Source organism: Bacillus safensis, from assembly GCF_039619585.1.
Lineage (GTDB): Bacteria > Bacillota > Bacilli > Bacillales > Bacillaceae > Bacillus > Bacillus safensis.
Map to the genome: position 1 here is coordinate 1,458,834 of NZ_CP154909.1, position 26,235 is coordinate 1,485,068.

Annotated in this window: 26 protein-coding genes and 1 riboswitch; of the genes, 25 read left to right on the top strand and 1 reads right to left on the bottom strand. The window is 43.8% G+C overall.

From position 1 onward, the window contains the following. From pyrE to AAYR28_RS07475, 9 genes are all read left to right on the top strand, one after another. Positions 1–639: an orotate phosphoribosyltransferase gene (pyrE, locus tag AAYR28_RS07435; RefSeq protein WP_217008583.1), complete on the top strand. Its 639-nt coding sequence runs from the start codon at positions 1–3 to the stop codon at positions 637–639. Positions 640–807: 168 nt separating this feature from the next. Next, positions 808–910: riboswitch (SAM riboswitch) on the top strand. Positions 911–1,026: 116 nt separating this feature from the next. Continuing rightward, entirely contained in the window at positions 1,027–1,131 is a 105-nt protein-coding gene (locus tag AAYR28_RS07440; protein WP_369810469.1) for a DUF2292 domain-containing protein, read from the top strand. A 45-nt stretch (positions 1,132–1,176) separates the two neighbouring features. Next, positions 1,177–1,878 carry a phosphoadenylyl-sulfate reductase gene (locus AAYR28_RS07445; protein WP_024424224.1) on the top strand — a complete coding sequence of 234 codons (702 nt, stop codon included), beginning with the start codon at positions 1,177–1,179 and terminating at the stop codon, positions 1,876–1,878. Positions 1,879–1,891: 13 nt separating this feature from the next. Continuing rightward, positions 1,892–2,956 (top strand): inorganic phosphate transporter, encoded by a 1,065-nt coding sequence (locus AAYR28_RS07450; RefSeq protein ID WP_034281721.1) that lies wholly within the window; start codon positions 1,892–1,894, stop codon positions 2,954–2,956. A 57-nt stretch (positions 2,957–3,013) separates the two neighbouring features. Next, positions 3,014–4,150, top strand: coding sequence for a sulfate adenylyltransferase (gene sat / locus AAYR28_RS07455; RefSeq protein ID WP_024426947.1), 1,137 nt, complete (start codon positions 3,014–3,016; stop codon positions 4,148–4,150). Between the two features lie 14 nt (positions 4,151–4,164). Beyond that, complete coding sequence (cysC, locus tag AAYR28_RS07460) at positions 4,165–4,758, top strand: adenylyl-sulfate kinase (protein ID WP_034281722.1); 594 nt, start codon at positions 4,165–4,167, stop codon at positions 4,756–4,758. Between the two features lie 29 nt (positions 4,759–4,787). Next, positions 4,788–5,543: a uroporphyrinogen-III C-methyltransferase gene (gene cobA / locus AAYR28_RS07465; protein WP_024426949.1), complete on the top strand. Its 756-nt coding sequence runs from the start codon at positions 4,788–4,790 to the stop codon at positions 5,541–5,543. Positions 5,544–5,617: 74 nt separating this feature from the next. Next, positions 5,618–6,403 (top strand): sirohydrochlorin chelatase, encoded by a 786-nt coding sequence (locus AAYR28_RS07470; RefSeq protein WP_061109822.1) that lies wholly within the window; start codon positions 5,618–5,620, stop codon positions 6,401–6,403. Next, positions 6,384–6,887 carry a bifunctional precorrin-2 dehydrogenase/sirohydrochlorin ferrochelatase gene (locus tag AAYR28_RS07475; protein WP_345808965.1) on the top strand — a complete coding sequence of 168 codons (504 nt, stop codon included), beginning with the start codon at positions 6,384–6,386 and terminating at the stop codon, positions 6,885–6,887. Before AAYR28_RS07470 ends, AAYR28_RS07475 begins: the two co-directional genes overlap by 20 nt. A gap of 38 nt (positions 6,888–6,925) precedes the next feature. On the opposite strand, the gene AAYR28_RS07480 is transcribed toward AAYR28_RS07475, so the two are convergent. Next, the gene (locus AAYR28_RS07480; protein WP_345808966.1) at positions 6,926–8,635 is read right to left on the bottom strand and encodes an Rqc2 family fibronectin-binding protein; all 1,710 of its coding nucleotides are present in this window, start codon (positions 8,633–8,635) and stop codon (positions 6,926–6,928) included. Between the two features lie 165 nt (positions 8,636–8,800). On the opposite strand from AAYR28_RS07480, the gene AAYR28_RS07485 reads away from it, so the two are divergent. The 16 genes from AAYR28_RS07485 (at position 8,801) to AAYR28_RS07560 (ending at position 26,216) form a co-directional block, all read left to right on the top strand. Continuing rightward, positions 8,801–11,476 carry a calcium-translocating P-type ATPase, SERCA-type gene (locus tag AAYR28_RS07485; protein ID WP_034281732.1) on the top strand — a complete coding sequence of 892 codons (2,676 nt, stop codon included), beginning with the start codon at positions 8,801–8,803 and terminating at the stop codon, positions 11,474–11,476. 83 nt (positions 11,477–11,559) lie between these two features. After that, positions 11,560–12,435 carry a YicC/YloC family endoribonuclease gene (locus AAYR28_RS07490; protein WP_034281735.1) on the top strand — a complete coding sequence of 292 codons (876 nt, stop codon included), beginning with the start codon at positions 11,560–11,562 and terminating at the stop codon, positions 12,433–12,435. A gap of 76 nt (positions 12,436–12,511) precedes the next feature. Beyond that, positions 12,512–12,781, top strand: coding sequence for an extracellular matrix/biofilm regulator RemA (remA, locus tag AAYR28_RS07495; RefSeq protein ID WP_008344898.1), 270 nt, complete (start codon positions 12,512–12,514; stop codon positions 12,779–12,781). A 9-nt stretch (positions 12,782–12,790) separates the two neighbouring features. After that, positions 12,791–13,405 carry a guanylate kinase gene (gene gmk / locus AAYR28_RS07500; protein WP_024424214.1) on the top strand — a complete coding sequence of 205 codons (615 nt, stop codon included), beginning with the start codon at positions 12,791–12,793 and terminating at the stop codon, positions 13,403–13,405. 3 nt (positions 13,406–13,408) lie between these two features. Next, positions 13,409–13,612 carry a DNA-directed RNA polymerase subunit omega gene (gene rpoZ, locus AAYR28_RS07505; RefSeq protein ID WP_003211647.1) on the top strand — a complete coding sequence of 68 codons (204 nt, stop codon included), beginning with the start codon at positions 13,409–13,411 and terminating at the stop codon, positions 13,610–13,612. Between the two features lie 117 nt (positions 13,613–13,729). After that, a complete protein-coding gene (gene coaBC, locus AAYR28_RS07510; protein ID WP_034281738.1) occupies positions 13,730–14,947 on the top strand; it encodes a bifunctional phosphopantothenoylcysteine decarboxylase/phosphopantothenate--cysteine ligase CoaBC in 1,218 nt (405 codons plus the stop codon). Continuing rightward, positions 14,944–17,352, top strand: a complete 2,409-nt coding sequence (gene priA / locus AAYR28_RS07515; RefSeq protein WP_120207072.1) for a primosomal protein N' — start codon at positions 14,944–14,946, stop codon at positions 17,350–17,352. The genes coaBC and priA overlap by 4 nt, the downstream gene beginning before the upstream one ends. 15 nt (positions 17,353–17,367) lie before the next feature. Further along, complete coding sequence (def, locus tag AAYR28_RS07520) at positions 17,368–17,850, top strand: peptide deformylase (protein WP_025092560.1); 483 nt, start codon at positions 17,368–17,370, stop codon at positions 17,848–17,850. Between the two features lie 5 nt (positions 17,851–17,855). Then, the gene (gene fmt, locus AAYR28_RS07525) at positions 17,856–18,809 is read left to right on the top strand and encodes a methionyl-tRNA formyltransferase (RefSeq protein ID WP_070325805.1); all 954 of its coding nucleotides are present in this window, start codon (positions 17,856–17,858) and stop codon (positions 18,807–18,809) included. After that, positions 18,796–20,139 (top strand): 16S rRNA (cytosine(967)-C(5))-methyltransferase RsmB, encoded by a 1,344-nt coding sequence (rsmB, locus tag AAYR28_RS07530; RefSeq protein WP_120207070.1) that lies wholly within the window; start codon positions 18,796–18,798, stop codon positions 20,137–20,139. The genes fmt and rsmB overlap by 14 nt, the downstream gene beginning before the upstream one ends. Positions 20,140–20,142: 3 nt before the next feature. After that, the gene (gene rlmN / locus AAYR28_RS07535; RefSeq protein WP_024424208.1) at positions 20,143–21,225 is read left to right on the top strand and encodes a 23S rRNA (adenine(2503)-C(2))-methyltransferase RlmN; all 1,083 of its coding nucleotides are present in this window, start codon (positions 20,143–20,145) and stop codon (positions 21,223–21,225) included. 3 nt (positions 21,226–21,228) lie between these two features. Then, complete coding sequence (locus AAYR28_RS07540; RefSeq protein ID WP_034281746.1) at positions 21,229–21,999, top strand: Stp1/IreP family PP2C-type Ser/Thr phosphatase; 771 nt, start codon at positions 21,229–21,231, stop codon at positions 21,997–21,999. After that, entirely contained in the window at positions 21,993–23,948 is a 1,956-nt protein-coding gene (gene pknB, locus AAYR28_RS07545; RefSeq protein ID WP_081124366.1) for a Stk1 family PASTA domain-containing Ser/Thr kinase, read from the top strand. The genes AAYR28_RS07540 and pknB overlap by 7 nt, the downstream gene beginning before the upstream one ends. A gap of 12 nt (positions 23,949–23,960) precedes the next feature. After that, entirely contained in the window at positions 23,961–24,857 is an 897-nt protein-coding gene (gene rsgA / locus AAYR28_RS07550) for a ribosome small subunit-dependent GTPase A (RefSeq protein ID WP_120207068.1), read from the top strand. Between the two features lie 3 nt (positions 24,858–24,860). Then, the gene (gene rpe / locus AAYR28_RS07555) at positions 24,861–25,511 is read left to right on the top strand and encodes a ribulose-phosphate 3-epimerase (protein WP_120207066.1); all 651 of its coding nucleotides are present in this window, start codon (positions 24,861–24,863) and stop codon (positions 25,509–25,511) included. Between the two features lie 60 nt (positions 25,512–25,571). Continuing rightward, on the top strand, positions 25,572–26,216 hold the full coding sequence (locus tag AAYR28_RS07560) for a thiamine diphosphokinase (RefSeq protein WP_034281751.1): 645 nt from the start codon (positions 25,572–25,574) through the stop codon (positions 26,214–26,216). The last annotated feature ends 19 nt before the right edge of the window (positions 26,217–26,235 follow it).

Below are 26,235 nucleotides of genomic sequence, written 5' to 3' on the forward strand. Positions count from 1 at the left end.
ATGAAATCAAAAATCGCGAAACATCTATTACAAATCAAAGCGGTCTCATTAAAACCAGACGAACCGTTTACATGGGCGAGCGGTATAAAATCACCGATCTATTGTGATAACCGCCTCACATTATCATATCCAGAAGTCAGACACGACATTGCGGAAGGTCTAAAAGATTTGATTCTCACTCATTTCAAGGGAGCAGAGATTGTTGCGGGTACTGCAACAGCAGGCATTCCGCATGCGGCATTAGCAGCAGACCGCTTGAACATCCCGATGTGTTATGTCAGAAGTAAGCCGAAAGCACACGGCAAAGGAAATCAAATTGAAGGGGCCGTATCGAAAGGCCAAAAGGTTGTCGTCGTCGAAGACCTTATTTCCACAGGAGGCAGTGTGCTGGAAGTGGTTGCTGCTCTTCAAGCTGAGGGCTGCGAGGTACTAGGAGTTGCCGCAATCTTCACATACGGACTGCCAAAAGCAGCAGCCGCTTTTCAAGAAAAAAATATTCCATATGTCACCCTGACAGACTATGACTCATTGATAGACGTGGCACTTGAACTGAAAGCGATTGAGCCGTCTGCGATGAACAAACTAAAACGCTGGAGACAAGATCCTTCGTCTGAATCTTGGATGGAAGAAACGGTCTGAAAAGTCAAAGTCCAACGTTAACAATTTCAAAAGCTGTGCCTGCCCGCACGGCTTTTTTATTTGGGTAAAAATAGTAAAATAGACTCAAATTTTAATAAAAACTAATCCTATCAATAAAGTCGGGTTGACTTTTGTTTGAATTGTGTTAATATTTAAGACAAATTGAAACTCTTATCCAGAGAGGTGGAGGGACTGGCCCGATGAAACCCGGCAACCTGCGATTCGCAAGGTGCTACTTCCTGCAAAATGATTCTATTTTGAAAGATAAGGAAATTGTGAGCTTCCTCATCTTTCTTTCGGACTGAAAGAAAGTTTTTTTATTTTAACGGTGAGGAGGAAGAGGAGATGGAAGTGAAACAAAATCAGGATGAGGACTTAGTAAAGCATATGCAAGAACTGATTGGGGATATGAAATTCGGTTCAATTACGTTAATTGTTCAGGACGGTCAAGTGATTCAAGTGGAAAAAAACGAAAAAATTAGATTAAAGTAGTGCGGAAAATAGCAATATGAGCGGTACTCCGGAAGGGGAGAAATCATGTTAACTTATGAAAATTGGCAAGAGCCGTCCATTACATTTCAAGAGGATGATTTGTATAAAGGAGCCCTGTCTGTACTGAAATGGGCGTACGGTCATTATGGTGACCAGCTCGTATATGCGTGCAGCTTTGGGATTGAGGGCATCGTTCTGATTGATCTGATTGCAAAAGTAAAAAAAGATGCGAGAATTGTCTTTTTAGATACAGGTCTGCATTTTAAAGAAACTTACGACACAATTGATGCGGTAAAGGAAAGATACCCGGGCTTAGATATTGTACTGAAAACGCCTGAGCTGACGGTTGAACAGCAAAATGAGCAGCACGGTGATCAATTATGGAAAACAGATCCTCAAAGCTGCTGTCATATGCGTAAGGTCATTCCTTTGCAAGAAGCGCTATCTGGTTATCCAGCATGGCTTTCTGGTTTAAGAAGAGAGCAGTCACCAAAACGAGCAGGGACGAATTTCTTAAATAAGGATGAAAAATTCAAATCAGTGAAAGTATGTCCGCTCATCCATTGGACGTGGAAGGACATATGGAGATATGCATCTAGAGAGGAACTTACTTATAATCCGCTGCATGACCAAGGATATCCAAGTATCGGCTGTGCACCGTGTACACAGCCAGCATTTACTGCAGATGATCTGCGTTCTGGCAGATGGTCAGGAACAGCAAAGACAGAGTGCGGATTACATGAGTAAGGGAGCATAACGTATGGAAATCGCCGCAATTTTATTTAGTCTATTCTTTGCTTTAAACATAGGCGCAAGCGGGGCAGCTGCTTCTATGGGCATTGCGTATGGATCAGGTGCCATTCAAAAGCCCATTTATGCACTCAGTTTTTGTGCAGTGGGAATTTTAGCAGGTTCAGTGATTGGCGGCGGCGAGGTCGTCAAAACGATCAGCTCTGGTATTATGCCAGAATCAGTCATTACACTTGAAATCGTTTGTATTATCATTGGTTCTGCTGCACTATCACTTTTCATAGCGAATCTCATGGCGATTCCTTTATCAACAAGTGAGGTCACAGTAGGGGCTGTGGTTGGTGTGGCAGTCGCGTATAAAGTATTGTTTGTGAAATCCATTTTAGTGATTGTGGCATTTTGGGTCATCATCCCGCTTTTTGCCTTTCTTTTTACCTTTGCTGTCGTCAAAATCATCAGAATGTTCCCTAAACGGAAGCTGTCTAAAAAAGGCACAGCTATTTTATCTGTCGTATTAATCCTCAGCGGATTTTTAGAGGCATTTTCAGCCGGTATGAACAATGTGGCAAATGCCGTCGGCCCGCTCGTCGCTTCAGGCGTTTTGTCTGTTGGGCAGGGAACACTTTACGGCGGAATCTTCGTCGCAGCAGGGGCCCTCTTGCTAGGCAGAAGAGTGCTGGAAACAAACGGAAAGAAAATTACCCGCTATCAAACAGGTGAAGGGATTTTACTTTCGAGTACCGGTGCCGGGCTTGTCATCGTCAGCTCTATTTTTGGGCTGCCCGTTCCACTTACGCAAATCACCTCCTCGTCTATCATCGGGCTTGGAATGGCAAAAGGCGGGCCTAACATTTTTCACAAACATGTTGTGAAAAAAATGCTGAAAGTATGGGTGGTCTCACCTTTTTTATCACTCAGCCTCTCGTATTTGCTTGTGAGCCTTTTCTTAAAAGGAGACTATTACTCTATCTTTATCATGATGAGTGTACTGCTTGCCTCACTTGGTGCGCTGAGTCTGATGAAGGCAGTCAAAAATGAAAGCAGCTCTATTCATGAACAGGGCGGCGGGATTTAACCATAAATCCGACTATTAACATCTAATAAATATGAACATTGAGAGGAAGATGAACAAATGAGTTTAACACCACATGGTGGCGTATTAATTAATCGAGTAAATGAAGAATATGATCTCAGCACGGCTGCGAAGGAAATTGAACTAGATGCGATTTCCTTTGCAGACCTTGAACTCATTGCAATTGGCGGATATAGTCCAATTGAAGGGTTTTTAACAAAAGCTGATTATGAAGCAGTTGTAAGCAGTATGCGGCTAGCAAGTGGTGTCGTTTGGTCTCTTCCTATTACACTGCCAGTGACAAAAGAAAAGGCGGCGGAAATCCATCAAGGCGATATCGTGCGCTTATCCTACAATGGAACTGTATATGGGGTCATTGAAGTAGAGGATCAATACACACCAGATAAAGAAAAAGAAGCGGTGAATGTCTATAAAACAGATGACCGCAATCATCCAGGCGTGAAAAAATTATTTGAACGCGGCGATACTTACATTGGCGGAAAAATTACACTGACGAAACGCAGTGAAAAACCATTCCCTCAATTTACGTATGAGCCAGAAGAAACAAGACGTCATTTTAAAGATAACGGCTGGAAAACCATTGTTGGTTTCCAAACGAGAAACCCTGTTCATCGTGCTCATGAATATATTCAAAAAACAGCACTGGAAACAGTCGATGGTTTATTTTTAAATCCGCTTGTCGGTGAAACAAAATCTGACGACATCCCGGCAGATGTAAGAATGAAAAGCTATCAAGTATTATTGGACGGTTATTATCCAAAAGACCGCGTCTTTTTAGGTGTTTTTCCTGCTGCAATGCGTTATGCTGGACCAAAGGAAGCCATTTTTCATGCGCTAGTGCGGAAAAATTATGGCTGCACCCATTTTATTGTTGGAAGAGATCATGCAGGTGTTGGTGACTATTACGGCACATACGAGGCGCAGGAACTATTTGATCAATTTACAAGCGAAGAAATCGGCATTACTCCATTAAAATTTGAACACAGTTTCTACTGTAATACATGTGAAGCGATGGCCACTCCAAAAACGTGTCCTCACGACAAAAGCGAGCATGTCATTCTTTCAGGTACAAAGGTTCGAACAATGCTGAGAAACGGTGAATTACCACCAAGCACGTTCAGCCGAAAAGAAGTCATTGAAACATTAATCGAAGGATTAAAAACGACGGTATCTTAATGGGAGGGTATGACATGAGCAACGAACATATCGTGTGGCATGATTCATCAATTACAAAAAAAGAATATCAGCAGAAAAACAATCATACGAGCGGCATTATCTGGCTTACAGGTCTAAGCGGGTCAGGTAAATCAACGATCGCGAATGCAGCTGCAAGAGAGCTGTTTGAACAAGGCTACCAAGTCACAGTTCTTGACGGTGATAACGTGCGGCACGGACTCAATAAAGATCTAGGGTTTTCAGATGATGACAGAAAAGAAAACATCCGCCGGATCGGAGAAGTAGCAAAATTATTTGTGGAGCAAGGGACGATTGTCATCACTGCTTTTATTTCTCCATTTCAAGAAGACCGCCACACTGTCAGACAGTTGGTCGAAGATGGGGAATTTCACGAAGTATTTGTCAAATGTGATCTGAACGTGTGTGAAGAGCGTGATCCAAAAGGGTTATATAAAAAGGCGAGAAACGGTGAAATTCCGTTTTTCACTGGAATCGATTCACCGTATGAAGAGCCTGCTGCGCCTGAGCTCGTATTAGATACAGGGGAATTATCCCGTGAGGAATCTAAACAGCGTCTTGTTGATTATGTAAAAGGAACAACGAAATAATCGCCTGATGGCAGGGGGAGAAAAGCAAGATGGGGAAAGTATACATTGTGGGTGCTGGACCCGGTGACCCAGATTTAATAACATTAAAGGCCCATAAGGCGATACAGCGGGCAGATGTCATCTTATATGATCGTCTTGTCAATCAAGAAATTCTCGCCCATGCTAAACCGGAGGCGGAATTGATTTATTGCGGCAAGCTGCCAAATCATCATACAATGAGACAGGAAGCCATCAATGAAGCGCTTGTGGCTCATGCAAAGGAAGGGAACGTTGTCGTTCGGCTGAAAGGCGGCGATCCCTTTGTCTTTGGCCGCGGCGGTGAAGAAATCGAATGCTTAGCTGAGCACGGAATTCCGTATGAGGTCGTCCCAGGAATTACTTCTGGGATTGCAGCGGCTGCTTATGCGGGCATCCCTGTGACACATCGTGAATTCAGCTCAAATGTTGCTTTTGTCACGGGCCACTATCAAAAGGATGAACATTTTGAAGAAAAGTGGGAGGCGCTGGCTACAGGGATTGATACTCTTGTGATTTATATGGGTGTCAAAAACGTGGAAAGAGTGCAGCGCCTGCTTTTGAAAAATGGACGGGACCCTGAAACACCCGCTGCATTTATACACTGGGGAACCACAACAAGGCAAAAGACAACGTGCTGCACGGTGGCGACACTGTCTGAAACCGTTGAAAAAGAAGGGATCGAGCATCCAAGTTTAATTGTTGTTGGAGATGTCGTTCATTTTCATCAAAAGCTGAACTGGTTTGAACCTGCATTCATCGAGAAATGAGAATGATAGAGAAAAGACACGTGCATACATCGTGTCTTTTCGTCTGATGAAAACAAGTGAGAGGGAGGAGCCGCATGAAACAAGCTGTCCTTTATGTTGGGCATGGAAGCAGGGTAAAAGAAGCACAAGATAAGGCCATTTCTTTTATGAAAAGCTGTATGCCGTTAGTGAAAGCAGATATACAAGAAATTTGTTTTTTAGAGCTGACGGACCCTTCTATAGAAGAAGGATTTGAGGCCTGTGTGAAAAAAGGAGCGACACACATTGCAATCGTCCCGCTCCTCCTTTTAACTGCCATGCATGCCAAATCGGATATCCCGGTCGAAATTGAGAAAGTGCATGCGCGTTTCCCGCAAGTGAAGGTCACATATGGAAAGCCAATCGGCGTGAATCAAGAAGTAACAAAAGCGGTTGCCGCAAGAATTGAAGAAGCAGGATATCAAGGCGAGCGCGCGCGGATTCTTTTAATTGGCCGCGGGAGCTCTGATCCGGATGTGAAGCGAGATGTGTTTGGCATTGCAGAAGATGTCCGAAATCTGCTTCCGCATGCAGAGGTTCTTCCGTGTTTTATTACAGCATGTGAGCCAAATTATCGAGATGTTCTCGCGCAGTTATCAGCAGATGACGATGGGCCTGTCTATCTCGTTCCTTACTTGCTGTTTACGGGCATTTTAATGAAAGAAATTGAAAGTGAAGCCGCTCAGGCGAGAAAGCGGCTGAAAGATGTTCGGGTATGCCGGTATATTGGCTTTCATCCGCATGTCAAATCGGCTTATATTGAACGCGTGCAAGAAACCATTTTAAACAAAGACGATGCGTTTCGTTTCCGAGGAGAAATCCATGCTTCCAGTCCATCTTGATTTAACCAATAAACAAGTGGTCATCGCCGGCGGCGGATCTGTCGCGTTAAGAAGAGCAAAGGCATTGTGTACGGAGTCTTGCCAGATAACCGTTGTGAGTCCTAATATTTCTGAAGAGATGGAACGCCTCATTGATACATATGCGCTCAATTGGAAGGAAAAGAAAGTAGACGCTGAAGATTTAAAGAATGCGTTTTTCATTGTTGCTGCTACAAACGACCCTTCGGTAAATGAATGGATTGCACAAACAGCACAGCCTCACCAGCTCGTGAATTGTGTGAGCCAATCTGAGCTCGGCAATGTGATGGTGCCGAAGGTTGTCAAAGCAGGAAAAGTGACGATTTCAGTTTCTACAAGCGGTGCAAGCCCCGCCCGGACAAAACAATTGGCTGCGGCAATTGAATCCTTGCTTGAAGAAGAGGATATTGACGCACTTGATGCCCTTTACATCGAAAGAAAAAAACGACAAAGAAAAAGCCGATAAAATCGGGGACTGACCCTCGATTTTATCGGCTTTTTTATTTATTTTCTCAGCTTGAGCACAAGATCTTCGTCAGGCGTGACAAATAATGTTTGCTGCTGATCATACGTAACAAAGCCAGGCTTTGCTCCGTTTGGTTTTTTCACATGCCGGATTTTCGTATAATCGACAGGAACGGAGCCGGACTCTTTTGCCTTCGAGAAGTAGGCGGCAATTTGAGCCGCTTCAAGCAGCGTTTGTTCATCAGGTGCTTGGTGGCGGATGACGACATGTGATCCAGGAATATCCTTTGTATGCAGCCAAATATCATCACGAGCAGCTGCCTTTGTAGTCAAATACTCGTTTTGTTTGTTGTTTTTTCCGACTAAAATTGGTATGCCTTGGGACGATTCATACGTTTCGAGCTGAATGGCCGCCGGTTTTTTCTTTTTGGCGTGGCGCTTTTGTTTGGCGCGCAAATATTTTCCTTCAACAAGCTCTTCTCTCATTTCCTCTAAATCCTTCGGCGAAGCAGAGGACAGCTGCTGAATCAGCTCTTCAAAATAAGCAATTTCTTTATGTGTCCGCTTAATTTGTTCATTTACAGCTTCTACAGCATTTTTTGCCTTTTGATATTTTGTGAAATATGCCTGTGCATTTTCAGAAGGGGTTTTATTTGTTTTGAGCGGGATCGTGATTTCTCCGCCGTCTTCATCGTAATAATTGATGACAGTCGCTTCTTTATCCCCTTTTTTAATCGCATATAAATTGGCTGTTAACAGCTCACCATAGAGCTGATATTTGTGTGCATCTTGAGATTCTTCAAGTGTTCTTTTTAGCTTTTTCAGCTTGTTTTCATTTTTCTTTTTTTCATTGACGACAAATCGTTCAAGGTCTGCCGCCTGCTGTTTGACTCTGTCTCTCTCAGCTTTTCCGAAATAAAAGCGGTCAAGCAGCTGGCTGAGTGAGTCGAATGTCTTCATCTCGCCATGGACATGCTGAAGCTCTAATAAATAAAAATACTCTTTCCCGTCTTTTCTTGTGAGCTGCGGCGTAAAAGAATGCATGCGAATGAGCTGGAACATGTCGAGCAGTGTATTTGGAATTGTTTCTTGATTGGCAAGGCCGGCCCGGTGTACTGCTTCCTTTGCAAACAGCGGGGAAACCCCAGAGAAGGTATCGACAATTTGATTCGCGATCTTTCCTTCTTGAAAGCGTAAATGCTTCAAAATATCATCCTTTGTCACGTCAAAAGGATTCAATTTTTGCTGCGCAGGCGGCAGAAGGTATTCATGACCAGGAAGCACCGTTCGATAGCTGTTCACAGATGGAGAAAGGTGTTTTAAACCATCAATGATCTGCTGCGTTCCATCCTCTACAAGAATCAAATTACTATGACGTCCCATGATTTCAATGTAAAGCTTACGCGTCTGTTCATCACCGATTTCATTTCGGCTTCTCACATGAAGCACGATCACCCGGTCAAACCCAATCTGTTCAAAACGTTCAATAAAGCCACCCTCAAGATGCTTTCTGAGCAGCATACAAAACATCGGCGGCTCGCTTGGATTGTCGTATTGATGCTCTGTGAGCTGCACTCTCGCATAGCTCGGATGAGCCGATAAAAGCAGCTTGTGATTTTTCCCGTTTGCCCGAATATGAAAAATCAGCTCGTGTTTATATGGCTGATGGATTTTTGAAATCCTCCCGCCAGTTAAAGTCTCTTGCAATTCATTTGTCATACCATATGTAAAAATGCCGTCAAATGACATGTTGGATACACCCTCTTCTTTCACACAAATCTACTGAAAGAACCTTCCGTTTTCTCGTTCTTTAGGCAGTCTTATTATTATAGCATGATTTAGGACGAGTCTGAATAAACTGGCTTATAGAACACTGCATATGAGAGAGAACAAAAGAGGAGTGGACGAGGTCAAATGAATTGGCATGAACTGAACCAAACCGATTTATTAAAAACAATGAATACATCGATAGGTGACGGACTGTCAGAAAAAGATGTACAAAAGCGGCTTGAAAAACACGGGCCAAATGAATTGCAGGAAGGAAAAAAGGCGTCGGCTCTGATCATTTTTTTAGCACAGTTTAAAGATTTCATGGTGTTAATCTTGCTGGCAGCAACAATCATTTCTGCCTTTTTAGGAGAATACATTGATGCTGTTGCAATTGTAGCCATTGTTTTAATTAATGGTGTACTCGGCTTTTATCAAGAACGCCGGGCGGAAAAATCCCTTCAAGCGTTAAAAGAATTATCAACTCCGCACGTGTATGCAAGGAGAAATAATGAATGGGTCAAGATCCCGTCTAAACATCTCGTGCCAGGGGATATTGTGAAATTTTCAAGCGGAGACCGGATTGGGGCAGATATTAGATTACTAGAAACAAAGAGCTTAGAAATCGAGGAGTCCGCTCTCACTGGTGAGTCCATCCCAGCGGTCAAACACGCAAGTCCGCTTTCAAGCGGTCATGTCTCTCTCGGAGATTTGACGAACATGGCCTTTATGGGGACGCTTGTCACTAGAGGCAGCGGCGTAGGGATTGTCATTGGTACAGGGATGAATACGGCGATGGGACAAATTGCCGGCATGCTGGATGCAGCAGGTAACATGGAAACGCCGCTGCAAAGACGTCTCGAGCAGCTTGGGAAAATTCTGATTGTGGCTGCTTTATTTTTAACGGTGCTCGTTGTTGTTCTCGGGGTTGTGCAAGGACATGAATTGTATCATATGTTCCTAGCGGGAGTATCTCTTGCTGTTGCGGCGATTCCAGAAGGACTGCCGGCGATCGTCACTGTTGCACTTTCCCTAGGGGTGCAGCGGATGATCAAACAAAAATCGATTGTCAGAAAGCTCCCCGCGGTGGAAACACTCGGCTGCGCGTCAATCATTTGCTCTGATAAAACAGGAACGATGACGCAAAATAAAATGACCGTGACCCATGTGTGGGCAGAGGGGAAAACGTGGAATATTTCTGGCACAGGCTACGAGCCATCCGGTGACTTTACCTTGAACGGAGAAATCGTCCATGCTGACAAGCACCCAAGCCTGCAAAAGGTGTTATTATACGGGGCGCTTTGTAATACATCGACCATCGTTGAAAAAGACGGGGAGATGAGGCTTGATGGAGATCCGACAGAGGGGGCGCTTCTCACCGCAGCACGTAAAGCGGGTTTTACAGAGCAATTCATCGAAGCTGGATTTCATGTCATTGAGGAGTTTCCTTTTGACTCAGAAAGAAAGATGATGTCAGTCGTCGTTGAAACGAATCAAAAAGAGCGGTATGTCATTGCAAAAGGTGCGCCAGATGTACTAATGAACCGTTCAAGTCATATCATGCACGGCGGGCGCACAGCTTCTTTTTCAGCCACTCACAGGCAAGAAACAGAAGCTGCAATTCAAGGCTTAGCAAGACAGGCGCTTAGAACCATTGCCATTGCCTATAAAAAAGTCGGTCTGACGGAAAAAATCACCTCTGTAAAGCAGGCTGAAACCGATTTAACATTGATCGGGTTAGAGGGCATGATCGATCCACCGCGCCCTGAAGTCAGACGAGCGATTAAAGAGTGCCGGGATGCCGGGATTAAAACGGTCATGATTACAGGCGACCACGTAGAAACGGCCAAAGCGATTGCCAAAGACTTAAGCCTTTTACCGAAGCAAGGACAGGTGCTCGACGGAAAAGCGCTTGATCAGATGAGCGACAAAGAGCTTGAGCAAACGGCTGAAAATGTATACGTCTTTGCCCGGGTTTCCCCTGAGCATAAACTGAGAATTGTCAAAGCCTATCAAAAAAATGGTCATGTTGTGGCGATGACAGGTGACGGGGTCAATGATGCGCCTGCCATTAAACAAGCAGATATTGGCATTTCCATGGGCATCACTGGAACAGACGTAGCCAAAGAAGCGTCTTCTCTTATTTTACTTGACGACAACTTTGCGACCATAAAATCCGCCATTAAAGAGGGCCGGAATATTTATGAAAACATTCGTAAGTTTGTCCGTTATTTGCTGGCATCAAATGTCGGAGAAATTTTGGTCATGCTGTTTGCGATGCTCCTCGCGCTTCCGCTTCCGCTCGTGCCTATACAAATCTTATGGGTAAACCTTGTCACAGATGGTCTGCCGGCTATGGCACTTGGCATGGATAAGCCAGAAGGCGATGTCATGAAGAGAAAGCCGCGGAATGTGAAAGAGGGCATTTTTGCTAGAGGGCTTGGCTGGAAGGTCATCTCAAGAGGATTCCTCATCGGGCTTGCGACCCTTTTGGCATTTATATTTGTGTATCACCGCGATCCAAACAACCTGCAATATGCACAGACTGTCGCATTTAGTACGCTTGTTTTGGCGCAGCTCATTCATGTATTTGACTGCCGCAGTGAACGGTCCATTTTTGAACGTAATCCATTTGGGAACCTTTATTTGATCGGTGCGGTTTTGTCATCACTTTTACTCATGTTTGTGGTCATTTATTACCCGCCGCTTCAGCCGATTTTCAAAACGGTGGCGGTTGCACCAATTGATTGGCTGCTGATCATTGGGATGTCAGCACTGCCAACTTTTTTACTGGCAGGATCACTTTTGACAAGAAAAAAATAATTGATTATGGTATAATTTTGAGGTAATAGTGTCTGCTATTACCTTTTTCATTTTATTAATATGAAAGAATTGGGTGTTTTGACATGATACGCAGTATGACGGGATTCGGCCAAGCGAGTAAAACGGATGGAGAACTGACAGTGTCAGTTGAGCTAAAATCGGTCAATCACCGTTTTAAAGAGGTTCATGCCCGTTTGCCGAGGCCGCTTTTATATTTCGAAGATACATTAAAAAAGATCATTCTTCGTCACGTGCAGCGCGGTAGAATTGAGCTGTTTGTCACGATTGAAGGCGGTAAACTAGCAAGCCGGTCCTTACAGATCGACTGGCCGCTGCTTGATGAATACATGAAAGCCGCAAAAGACCTCGAGGAACGCTATCACATTTCAGGCATTCAGCATGCACATGACTTATTGGGGCTGGAGCTTGCCGTTCAAGTGGAAGAGTCAGCCAGCCGAAATGAACAGTTAGAGCAGCTGCTGATGGAAGCTTGCGAGGCTGCTGTCAAGGAGCTTTGCTTCATGAGAGAGCAAGAGGGCGCATCACTTCAAAAAGACTGTGAACTGAGGCTTTCTGAACTAGAGGCCTATACAGAAGAAATCAAAGTCTTTGCACCAGAGGTTGTGAGTCAGTACAAAGAACGATTGAATCAGCGATTGCAAGAATGGATCGGAGAGGCGCTTGACGAGAGCAGACTAACGACAGAGGCTGCCATTTTTGCTGACCGGTGTGACATTACAGAAGAGATTACGAGACTGAAAAGTCATTTTCAGCAGTTTCAGCAAATCTTGCTGCAAGGCGGTGCTGCCGGCCGAAAACTTGACTTCCTTGTACAGGAGCTCAACCGTGAAGTGAACACCATTGGATCAAAAGCGAACCATCACCATTTAACAAAGCTGGTGGTTGAAATGAAAAGTGCTATTGAAAAAATAAAAGAACAAGTGCAAAATATAGAATAGTCATTGTGTATGCTGTTTACAGTGCGTCTCTTTCGGCGAGACTAGAGACGTTTATATTACAGGGGGACGAAAGAAGATGACCATAAAGTTGATCAATATCGGATTTGGAAACATCATTTCAGCGAATCGGATGATTTCGATCGTCAGTCCGGAATCAGCACCGATTAAACGAATGATACAAGACGCAAGAGATCGAGGCATGCTCATAGATGCTACATACGGAAGAAGAACCCGTGCTGTTGTCATTATGGACAGTGACCATGTCATCTTATCTGCCGTTCAGCCTGAGACTGTCGCGCAAAGACTTTCTGTAAAAGAAGAAATCATAGATGAAGGGCAGGGGTAATACGCCATTATGAAAGAAAGAGGACTTTTAATCGTTCTCTCTGGACCTTCGGGAGTTGGAAAAGGAACGGTCAGACAAGCCATTTTCTCCCAGGAAGATACGAAATTTGAATACTCTATTTCTGTGACGACACGCAAACCGCGTGAAGGTGAAAGAAATGGTGTCGATTATTTCTTTAAAACCAGGGAAGAATTTGAACATATGATTGAAAACAAAAAGCTGTTAGAATGGGCAGAGTACGTCGGGAATTACTACGGCACGCCTGTTGACTATGTAGAACAGACATTAAGCGAAGGAAAAGATGTTTTCCTTGAAATTGAAGTGCAAGGTGCACTTCAAGTAAGAGAAGCATTCCCGGAAGGTCTTTTTATTTTCCTTGCACCGCCTAGTCTTTCAGAACTTCAAAACCGTATCATTACTCGCGGTACAGAATCTGAGGAGCTCATTCGAAACCGAATGGCTGCTGCGAAAGAAGAAATTGAAATGATGGATGCTTACGACTATGTCGTTGAAAACGATGATGTCGAGCTTGCTTGTGAAAGAATCAAAGCGATCGTCCTTGCAGAACACCTGCGCAGAGACAGAGTCGCACCAAGATATAAAAAAATGCTGGGGGTAGAATAAACCATGTTAGATCCTTCAATTGACTCATTGATGAACAAACTTGATTCAAAATATACACTTGTAACAGTGTCGGCACGCCGTGCACGTGAAATGCAGATCCATCAAGATCAGCAGATTGAAAACACAAAGTCTTACAAATTCGTAGGCAAAGCACTAGAAGAAATTGACGCTGGTCTTTTGACATTTGAAAAAGAGGATCAAGAATAACACATCGCTTCTGCAATGCAGATACGATACGTTCAAAAAAGTCAAAACTATGATTGGTTTTGACTTTTTTGAATTGTAGACGAATTTGTGAAAAAGGCCGTTAAGGGGGACAAACAAATGTTACAGTCAAAAAATATATTGCTCGGTGTCAGCGGAGGAATCGCCGTATATAAAGCAGCAGCACTTACTAGTAAACTCGTACAAGCAGGCGCAAATGTAAGAGTGATTATGACGGAATCTGCTCGTGAGTTTGTGTCTCCGCTTACCTTCCAAGCACTGTCTCGGCATGAGGTATATGTAGATACATTCAAAGAAAACAATCCAAAAGTCATTGCACATATTGACGTAGCTGACTGGGCCGATCTCATTCTTGTTGCCCCTGCAACAGCACATACGATTGGTAAAATGGCCGCTGGACTTGCAGATGATATGCTCACGACGACTTTGCTTGCTTCTACAGCGCCTGTATGGGTCGCACCAGCGATGAATGTGCATATGTATGATCACCCGGCTGTGAAACGGAACATTCGCACATTATATGAAGACGGCTACCGGTTTATTGAGCCGAGTGAAGGTTATTTAGCCTGCGGGTACATTGGAAAAGGGCGATTAGAAGAGCCTGAAAAAATTGTTGAACACATCCGTGCTTTTTTTGAAGAACCAAAAAGCTTGCCGCTCTCAGGTAAAAAAGTCGTGGTGACAGCAGGTCCTACACGTGAAGTGATCGATCCTGTCCGGTTCTTTACAAACCGTTCTAGTGGAAAAATGGGCTATGCGATTGCAGAGGCTGCTCAGCAAATGGGTGCAGATGTTACGCTGATTTCTGGACCTGTTTCTTTAACTGAACCTGACCATGTACATGTAGTGCACGTTGAATCAGCTGAAGAGATGTATCATGCTGCGCTAGATGTATACGGGGAAGCTGATCTTGTCATTAAATCAGCAGCTGTCGCCGATTACACCCCTGTCACGACATATGCTCATAAAATGAAAAAACAGGCCGGCGCTCTGGACATTGAATTCACCCGGACAAAAGATATTTTAAAAGAACTGGGGAAAAGAAAAGAGCATCAAGTGCTGGTCGGATTTGCAGCTGAAACGCAGGATGTAGAATATTATGCGAAAAAGAAAATTGAATCCAAGCATCTAGATATGATTGTGGCCAATAACGTCACTAAAGAAGGTGCAGGCTTTGGCACAGATACCAATGTGGCAGCAATCATCAAAGCAGATGGAACGAAAAAAGAGCTGCCAATGATGAGCAAAAAAGACCTCGCTTTTGAAATTTTAAAGGAGGCAATAATGCTGCTTCCAAAAGAGCGTGATCGCGCATGATTGCTGAAGTCATCGTAGATGTCACAACGAAAGCCATTGACCGGCCATTTGATTACCGGGTACCAGATCGATTCAAAGATCTCGTCAAAGCGGGAATGAGGGTGGTCGTTCCCTTTGGCCCGCGGAAGATTCAAGGGTTTGTGACAAAAGTCAAAGAGGAAACAGACATCAAGACAGGAAGCATTAAAGAGATAGTTGATTTATTTGATTTATCACCTGTTCTGACAGATGAGCTACTGGAGCTTTCTCACTGGCTGACGGAAAAAACATTGTCCTATCATATTACGGCACTTCAATCGATGCTGCCCGCAGCCATGAAGGCAAAGTATGAAAAAGAAATACAGGTGCTATCAGAGGAAGAACTTCCGCAGTCATTGAAAGAGCTTTTCGGTCAGCGAGAGAGCATTCTTTATGCTGACATCCCGTCTGAACAATTAAAACAGATTCAAAAGCATGTCCAAAAAGGTCATCTAGAGGTGAGATACCATGTCTCGCAAAAATCTGGAAAGAAAAAGGTCCGCATGCTCCAGCTGGCTGTATCGAAAGAAAAACTTGAAGAAAAGCAGCAGCAGCTAAAGAAAAATGCGGTAAAACAAAAGGCACTGATCTCCTACTTGCTTCAAGCGGGAGAGGCAACCTTTTTAGCGAAAGACTTGCAGCAGCAAACAGGCGCGAGTTCTCAAACGCTTAAAACCTTTATTCAAGAAGGGCTGTTAACAGAAAGCTATGAAGAGGTCTACCGGGATCCTTATCGTGACCGGGAGTTTACACCATCTGCATCACTTGATCTCACGCCTGAGCAAACAGAGGCGGCAAAACATATTCATCAAGCAGTCAGTGAGGACCAGCACGAAACCTTTCTGCTGCACGGAGTGACAGGAAGCGGCAAAACGGAGATTTACTTGCAGACAATTGATCATGTTCTTCAAAAAGGCAAAGAAGCGATCGTTTTAGTTCCTGAAATTTCATTAACCCCTCAAATGGTGCAGCGATTTAAAGAACGATTTGGCTCAAATGTGGCCGTTCTTCACAGCGGCTTATCGACAGGAGAAAAATATGATGAATGGCGGAAGATTCATCGCAAGGAAGTCAAGCTTGTCGTTGGCGCAAGATCTGCTGTTTTCGCTCCATTTGAAAATTTAGGCATGATTATTATAGATGAAGAGCATGAATCCTCTTATAAACAAGAAGAAATGCCTCGTTACCATGCCAAGGATGTCGCCATTGAACGAGCAGTGCGGCATCAATGTCCAGTCGTATTAGGCAGTGCAACACCTTCACTTGAAACCTATGCACGTGCAAAAAAAGGCGTCTATACATTGCTGCCGCTCAAGCACCGCGTCAACCAGCAGCAGATGCCGCACGTTTCGTTAATTGATATGAGAGAAGAACTAAGAAATGGCAACCGCTCCATGTTCTCAGAAGAGTTAATGATCAGGTTAAAGGAAGTGCTTGAAAGAAAAGAACAAGCCGTTTTATTTCTGAACAAAAGAGGCTATTCATCCTTTGTGATGTGCCGTGATTGCGGATATGTGGAGCAATGTCCTCATTGCGAAATTTCTCTCACCTATCACCGCTATCAAAAACGGCTGAAGTGCCATTATTGTGGTCACGAAGCTCCAGTACCTTCTGAATGTCCAGAATGCCACAGTGAGCATATTCGCTATTTTGGAACTGGCACGCAGCGAGTAGAAGAAGAACTGACAAAGGTATTGCCTGAGGCGCGTGTGATCCGAATGGATGTGGATACAACGTCACGTAAAGGTGCTCACGAAAAGCTTCTTACGTCTTTTGGCAATAAAGAAGCGGACATTTTGCTCGGGACGCAGATGATTGCAAAGGGGCTGGATTTCCCAGATGTCACACTTGTTGGTGTTCTCAGTGCGGATACATCCCTTCACATCCCTGATTTTCGTTCAAGTGAAAAAACATTTCAGCTTCTCACACAGGTCAGCGGCAGAGCAGGGCGCCATGAAAAAGCGGGCTCGGTCATTATTCAATCGTATACGCCTTCTCACTATAGTATTGAATTAACGAAGCAGCATGACTACGAAGCCTTTTATGAACAGGAGATGCTGCATCGACGCCACCAGTCCTATCCGCCTTATTACTTTTTGGCGATGGTGACAGTGTCACACGAAGAAGTGACGAAGGCAGCACATGTCACTGATCAAATTGTCCAGTTTCTAAAAATGAACTGTGCACCGAATACTCGAATCCTTGGTCCGGCCGCATCGCCAATCGCTAAGATCAAAGATAGATATCGGTATCAATGCGTGATAAAATACAAAAGGGAAAATGAACTGGCAAGTTTACTACGGAAAATACAAGACCATTATCAAAAGGAAATGGAACAAAAACAATTGATGATTTCAATAGATATGAATCCATATATGATGATGTAAAACGGAGGGCTGTAAGTGGCAGTAAAACCAATAGTCATACATCCGGCAGAAGTGCTTGAACAAAAGACAGAGCGCGTCGAGACATTCGATAAAAAGCTTAAAAAACTGCTGGATGATATGTATGATACAATGCTTGAGCTGGATGGAGTTGGACTAGCAGCACCACAAATCGGTATTTCAAAAAGAATCGCTGTTGTAGATATCGGAGAAGAATCTGGCAGAATTGACTTAGTGAACCCCGAGGTGCTTGAAGTAGAAGGAAGCCAGACAGATATTGAAGGCTGCCTGAGCTTTCCATCTTTATACGGCACTGTAGAGAGACCGAACTATGTGAAGGTAAAAGCCTTTGATAAGAAAGGCAAACCATTTACAATAGAAGCAGACGGATTTTTAGCAAGAGCTTTATTGCACGAAATTGATCATTTAGACGGCATTTTATTTACGTCAAAAATCATTGAAACTTATACAGAAAAAGAACTTGCGGAAATGGAAGGGTGAAGAAAATGGCACGTATCGTATTTATGGGAACCCCTGATTTCTCAGTACCTGTGCTGCAAACACTGATAACAGAAGGATACGAAGTGGTAGGGGTTGTCACGCAGCCAGACCGCCCAAAAGGAAGAAAACGAGTGCTCACACCGCCTCCTGTAAAAGTGGAAGCCTTAAAGCACGGCATTCCTGTGTTGCAGCCTGAAAAGGTGCGCCTTGATGAAGAAATTGATAAGGTGCTTGCATTACAGCCGGATTTAATCGTCACAGCGGCATTTGGACAAATTTTACCAAAACGATTACTCGATGAACCTAAGTTTGGCTGTATCAATGTTCATGCCTCGCTGCTGCCAGAACTAAGAGGCGGCGCGCCGATCCATTATGCGATCCTTCAAGGCAAAAAGAAAACAGGCGTTACCATCATGTACATGGTGGAAAGACTTGATGCAGGTGACATGATCAGTAAAGTAGAAGTAGAAATCGATGAATTAGACAATGTCGGAACATTGCATGACAAATTAAGTGTTGCAGGTGCCGCGCTGCTAAAAGATACGGTGCCAAATGTTTTGAGCGGGTCTATTTCTCCGATTCCGCAAAATGAAGAAGCGGCCACATATGCACCAAATATTAAACGGGAGCAAGAAAGATTAGACTGGACAAAAACCGGCGAAGAGCTTTACAACCAAGTTCGCGGGCTAAATCCTTGGCCAGTTGCCTATACTGAATGGAACGGCGCTCATCTAAAAGTATGGGAAGCGAAAAAGGTTCCGCTTCAAGCGCAAGAAGAACCCGGGAAAGTGATTGAGCTTCAAAAAGAAGGTCCGGTCATTGGAACTGGGAATGAGGAAGGCCTTTTATTAACAGGTGTGCAGCCAGCTGGTAAGAAAAAAATGAGCGGCGAAGACTTCTTAAGAGGCGCAAATATCGAAATTGGACAGAAATTAGGGTTAATGAATGAAGAAAAGTAATGTGAGAGAAGTAGCGCTGGACGCTTTAATCAAACTCGAACAAAACCAGGCTTACAGTAATTTGCTGTTGCAGTCAGTCATGAAAGATAAAGACTTAGCTGATCAGGACAAACCGCTGTTAACAGAACTTGTATATGGTACACTGCAAAATAAGCTGGCATTAGATTATATGCTGACGCCCTTTGTGAAAAAACCGCAAAAGGTGGCTCCGTGGGTGATGCAGCTCTTGCGGATGTCCCTTTATCAAATGGTGTACCTTGAAAAAATCCCAGATCGTGCAGCGATTCATGAAGCTGTCGAGCTGACGAAAAAACGCGGGCACAAAGGGATTTCTTCACTTGTGAACGGTGTTCTTCGTTCCGTGCAAAGAGAAGGCGTTCCGTCATTTGATGCGATCAAAGATCCCGTAAAGCGGCTGTCCATTGAGACAAGCCACCCATTATGGCTTGTGCAGGAGTGGGTTCAGGCGTACGGGTTTGAAGCGGCAGAAAGCATGTGCCGCATTCATTTAGTCCCGCCAAAGCAAACCCTTCGTGTCAATCGAATGAAAATTGACCGCACGGCACTGCAGCAAAAACTAATGGATGCAGGTATTGAAACGGAGCTTGGCGACTTATCTGAAGATGCACTTAAGCTCATGAAAGGGTCCATCGTCTCAACCCCTTCTTTTCAAGAAGGCTATGTGACGATACAAGATGAAAGCTCGATGCTTGTCGCAAGAGCGCTCGACCCTCAGCCGGGAGAAACGGTGCTTGACGCCTGTGCGGCTCCTGGCGGAAAATCAACACATATTGCAGAACGTATGAATGATGAGGGCAAAATTGTTTCACTTGATTTACATGAACATAAAGTGAAACTCATCAAACAAGCAGCAAAACGTCTGAACCTTACTCACATTGAGGCAAAAGCACTTGATGCAAGGAAAGCGGCAGACTATTACAGCGAAGCTTCGTTTGACCGTATTCTCATTGATGCACCGTGTTCCGGTTTTGGCGTCATTAGACGAAAACCAGATATGAAATATACAAAGTCTAAAGAAGACTCAGCAAGGCTTGCAGCTATCCAGCAGGCCATTTTAAAGGAAGCGGCCCCGCTTTTAAAACCGGGCGGAACCCTTGTATACAGTACGTGTACAATGGACCCAACAGAAAATCAACAAGTGATTCATGCGTTTTTACAAGAACACCAAGACTTCGAACCCGATCTATCTCTTAATGAACGGCTGCCTGAGCAGGTTGCTCCGTTTGTTCAAAACGGAAGTGTACAAATTCTTCCTCATTATTTCGGAACAGATGGTTTCTTTATTTGCAGCATGAGAAAGAAGGGATAAAAAATGACAGAACAAAAAGTAAGAAAAGAACTGAAGACAGAAATGCCGTCGATCTACTCATTTGAGCTTCACGAAATGAAAGAATGGTTAAAAGAACAAGGCGAAAAGCCTTTCCGCGCAGCCCAAATTTTCGAGTGGCTTTATGAGAAACGTGTGACATCCTTTGACGATATGTCTAACCTTTCAAAGGATTTAAGAGAAAAATTAAAAAATCAATTTGCGATCACCACATTAAAAACCGTGATCAAACAAACGTCTCAAGACGGAACGATCAAGTTTTTATTTGAATTACATGATGGCTATACGATTGAAACAGTGCTGATGCGCCACGAATACGGCAACTCTGTCTGTGTCACAACTCAGGTTGGCTGCCGAATTGGCTGTACATTCTGTGCATCTACACTTGGCGGGTTAAAACGAAATCTTGAAGCAGGAGAAATCGTTGCTCAAGTATTGAAAGTGCAGCAGGCACTTGACGAAACAGATGAGAGAGTCAGCTCGGTTGTCATCATGGGAATTGGCGAACCGTTTGATAACTTTGACGAAATGCTTGCTTTCCTTAAAATCATCAACCATGACAACGGCTTAAATATTGGTGCGCGTCATATTACAGTGTCGACAAGCGGAATCATTCCAAAGATCTATCAATTCGCTGATGAGCAAATGCAAATCAATTTTGCTGTCTCCCTGCATGCACCGAACACAGAGATCAGAAGCCGTCTGATGCCGATCAATAAGGCATATAAGCTGCCAAAATTAATGGAAGCCATCGAATACTATATTCAAAAAACGGGTAGACGTGTCAGCTTTGAATACGGCCTGTTTGGCGGAGTAAATGATCAAGTTCATCATGCAGAAGAGCTTGCAGACTTATTAAAAGGAATCAAGTGCCACGTGAACCTCATTCCGGTGAACTATGTACCGGAAAGGGATTATGTAAGAACACCGAGAGAACAAATCTTCCTATTTGAAAAAACGTTGAAAGAACGCGGCGTAAACGTAACGATTAGACGAGAGCAAGGCCATGATATTGATGCTGCTTGCGGTCAGCTAAGAGCGAAGGAGCGTCAGGAAGAGACGAGGTGACGAATGTTGATAAGGGCAGCCTTTCAAACCGATACAGGAAAAGTCCGTCAGCATAATGAAGATGATGCAGGTATTTTTGAAGCAAAAGAAGACACCCTTCTAGCTGTTGTAGCAGATGGAATGGGAGGTCATCTTGCTGGTGATGTCGCCAGCAGGATGGCCGTCTCTTCTTTAAAAGAATACTGGGAAGAAACATCTTCAATTCCAGCAAAACCAGCAGAGCAAGAAAGCTGGTTAATCTCAAAAATTAGTGACATTAATGATCAAGTATATGAACATGCGAAAAACAATGAGGAGTGCCAAGGAATGGGGACAACCATTGTTTGTGCGCTCGTTCATTTGCAAACGGTCACAATTGCCCATATTGGCGACAGCCGCTGCTACTTGCTGAGAGAAGGAGCACTGACCCAGCTAACGGATGACCATTCACTTGTAAATGAGCTTGTGAAAACAGGTGAAATTTCTAAAGAGGATGCAGAATATCATCCAAGAAAAAATGTGCTCACGAAAGCATTAGGAACAGATAAGCACGTTCAAATTGATGCACATACTTTTGAAGTAGACCCAGGAGATCAAATCCTGCTTTGCTCAGATGGTTTATCCAATAAAGTAGAAGAAGAGAATTTGATTCATATTTTAACGCAAACGACCGCACCAGATGAAAAAGTAACAGCATTAATCCAAACAGCGAATGACAACGGCGGTGAAGATAACATTACAGCAGTATTGTTAGAAATCTCCTCCCAGCCAGAGGAGGGTGACAGCAAGTGTTGATCGGAAAACGGATCAGCGGCCGTTATCAGATTCTTCGCGTCATAGGCGGAGGCGGAATGGCAAACGTTTATTTGGCGGAGGATATGATTTTAGATCGCGAAGTCGCGATTAAAATTTTGCGCTTTGACTTTGCAAGCGATGATGATTTTATTAGACGTTTCCGGCGCGAGGCGCAGTCAGCCGCAAGTTTAGATCATTCAAATATTGTCAGCATCTACGATGTAGGGGAAGAAGATGACATTTATTATATTGTCATGGAATATGTCGAGGGGATGACGCTGAAAGAATACATACATGCCAATGGCCCGCTTCATCCGAAAGAAGCCGTTCGCATTATGGAGCAAGTCGTTGCGGCAATGGAAGAAGCCCATGCAAAGCAGCTCGTCCACCGGGACATTAAGCCTCACAATATATTAATAGACAACATGGGGAATATTAAAGTCACTGATTTTGGGATTGCCATTGCACTCAGCTCAGCGACCATCACCCACACAAATTCGGTTCTAGGATCCGTGCACTATTTGTCTCCAGAGCAAGCCCGCGGAGGTCTTGCGACGAAAAAGTCAGACATCTATTCACTTGGAATTGTGCTCTATGAACTCATTTCTGGACGCATGCCATTTGAAGGGGAATCAGCTGTCAGTGTTGCGCTGAAGCATTTGCAATCAGAGCCGCCATCTGTAAGAAGGTGGAATCCTTCTGTTCCACAAAGCGTGGAAAACATCATTTTAAAGGCAATGGCCAAAGATCCATTTTATCGATATGAAGATGCATCTGAAATGCAAAAAGATCTGCAAACTGCTTTCGACCCTTCAAGACTAAAAGAAAAACGCTTTGTCATTGAAGAGGATCATGAAGCAACGAAAGCGATCCCAATCATTCAAGATCATCAAGTCGATCAAGACAATGAAAAAACAGCTGTCCATCCGGTGAAAAAACCGAAGAAAAAAGAGAAACAAAAGCCGAAAAAGAAACGAAAAAAATGGCCTTGGGTTGTGGCATCCATCCTGTTTATTCTAACTGCTGCGACCATTTTAGCTATCACTGTGTTTCCCGGACTGCTCTTTCCAAAAGATGTTGAGGTCTCTGATGTATCTGGCATGACGATTGAAAAAGCAGAGGACACCTTGAAGAAAGCCGGTTTTACCGTCGCCTCTGAACCAATTGAGATTGCTGATGAAAAAATTGAAAAAGGGCTTGTCGTCAAAACAGACCCGAAAATCGGCACAAAGGTAAAAGAAGGAACCGAGATTCAGCTTTACCAAAGTACTGGCAAAGAAAAGACCGAATTACCTGATGTAACAGGTGAAAAGGTTGATAAAGCAAAAGAATTATTAGAGAAAAAAGGGTTTAAGCAAGTTGTTGTGGAGGAAGTAAATGATAATGACACCGAATCTGGGATTGTCATGGAACAGAAACCTTCAGCGAGTACTGAGCTTGTGGCAGCAGATGAAGAAGTGACGTTGACGGTCAGCATAGGTCCTGCCGATATTACTTTGCGGGATTTAACGACATATAGTAAACAGGCTGCATCGAATTATTTAGAGGATAACGGATTAAAGCTTGATGAAAAAGAAGCGTATTCTGATGATGTGCCAAAAGGTGAGGTGATGAAGCAGGAACCAGGAGCTGGTACTGCTGTGAAACCAGGGGATACGGTTAAAATCACCTTCTCACTTGGACCGAAGAAAAAACCGGCTAAAACGGTGACTGAGAAGATTGCCATCCCGTATGAACCAGTCACTGAAGGGCAAGAGATGACCGTTCAGATTTCCATTGACGATGCTGAGCATAGCATTTCTGATTCATATGAAACCTTTAACATCACTGCACCAACTGAACGGACCATTAAATTTAAGATTGAACCAGGTCAAAAAGGATACTATCAAGTGACAGTTGATGATAAGGTCGTAAGCTCTAAAACGATCGAATACCCTGACGATGAATAAAGGAGGGACTTTATGCCTGAGGGCAAAATTATTAAAGCATTAAGCGGATTTTATTATGTGCTCGATGAGTCTCTAGAAAGTGGAAAAGTGATTCAGTGCAGAGCGAGAGGCATTTTTCGGAAAAACAAAATCACACCTCTTGTTGGAGATTATGTTGTATATCAAGCGGACAACGATAAAGAAGGCTACTTATTAGAAGTAAAAGAGCGGACAAACGAACTTGTTCGTCCGCCTATTAGTAACGTCGATCAAGCGGTGCTCGTTTTCTCTGCGACAGAACCGACCTTTAGCACATCGCTTTTAGACAGATTTCTAGTGCTGGTGGAAGCAAATGATATTAAGCCGATTATCTGTATCACAAAAGTGGACTTATTGAAAACAGATGAAGAGCGTGAAAGTATTCAAGGCTATGCAGAGGACTATCGGCAAATTGGATATGATGTTCATGTAACATCCACGATCGAGGGAGACGGAATTGAAAAGCTGACCCCGCATTTTCACAATAAAATCACTGTATTTGCTGGTCAGTCTGGTGTAGGTAAGTCCTCTCTTTTAAATGCGATGAGTCCTGATTTGGCGCTGAAAACCAATGATATTTCCTCTCATCTTGGAAGGGGGAAGCATACGACAAGACATGTCGAACTCATTCGTACAGCAGAAGGGCTCATTGCAGATACACCTGGCTTTAGCTCGCTCGAATTTACCGGCATCGAAGCGGAAGATTTAGGCCTTTACTTTTTAGAAATCAAAGAGCGGAGTGCAGATTGTAAGTTTAGAGGCTGTCTGCACGTGAAAGAGCCTGGCTGTGCGGTAAAAGGCGCGGTCGAACAAGAGCAAATCAGAGCGTATCGCTATCAGCATTATTTAGAGTTTTTAACTGAAATCAAAGACAGAAAGCCGAGGTACTAACTCATGGTTTATATTGCCCCTTCCATTTTATCAGCAGATTTCGCCAATTTGGAGAAAGATATCCGTGATGTGGAACAAGGCGGAGCGGATTACATTCATATCGACGTGATGGACGGCCATTTTGTACCGAATATTACATTTGGTCCGAATGTTGTGGAAGCGATCAGACCGCATACAAAGCTGCCGCTCGATGTTCACTTAATGATTGAGCAGCCAGACCGGTATATTCCTGCATTCGCAAAAGCAGGTGCTGACATTATTTCTGTCCATGTAGAAGCTTGTCCGCACTTGCACCGCACGATACAGCACATAAAAGAACAAGGCGTAAAAGCAGGTGTCGTCTTGAACCCGCACACACCTGTTTCTCAGATTGAGCATGTATTAGAGGACGTAGACCTTGTCTTATTCATGACGGTAAATCCCGGTTTTGGCGGACAGGCGTTTATTCCATCTGTCCTCACGAAGGTAAAAGAAATGAAGACCCTTAGCGAACAAAAGGGCTTATCAGACTTACTCATAGAAATAGACGGCGGTGTCAATGTAGAGACTGCAAAGAGCTGTAAAGAGGCGGGCGCTAACTTACTTGTGGCCGGCTCAGCGGTATACGGTAAAGACAACCGTGCAGCAGCCATTCAGGCCATTCGAGAAGCGTAAAAAAAGGAACCAAAGTCACTCTGATCTTTGGTTCTTTTTACATGGAGAGGAGCGTATATCATGCACATACATATCGTAGCCGGCGGTCCTTTTGATTACATCCCGCCCCTTGAACATGAAGCATCACAGGACGATATTCTCTGGGTCGGTGTAGACCGGGGGACGCTCTTTTTACTAGAGCACGGCATCATGCCTGCCAAGGCTTTTGGTGATTTTGACAGTGTGACAGAAGAAGAGCTTTGCGAGCTGAAAAAGAAGTTGCCTGCCTTGAATGTATTTCAGGCTGAAAAAGATGAAACCGATTTAGAGCTTGCGCTGAACTGGGCCATGCGCCAGCACCCTGCGCATATTCACATTTACGGCATTACAGGAGGAAGGGCTGATCACTTTCTAGGAAATATTCACCTTCTATATCAAGGCATTCAGCACAAGCAGAACATCACTCTTGTAGATAAGCAAAATATCATTCAAATGTTTGGACCTGGTACATACGAAATAAAAGAAGACCCTGATAAAAAATATGTGTCGTTTCTGCCCTTTGGTACATCGGTTGAAAAGCTGACATTAAAAGGTTTCAAATATCCTCTGAAAAATTGTCATATTGAGCCTGGTTCCACACTATGTATTAGTAACGAACTCATCCACTCAAATGGTACTTTTTCTTTTCATGAAGGCATATTAATAATGGTAAGAAGCAAAGATTGACCAACCTATCAATGTGGAT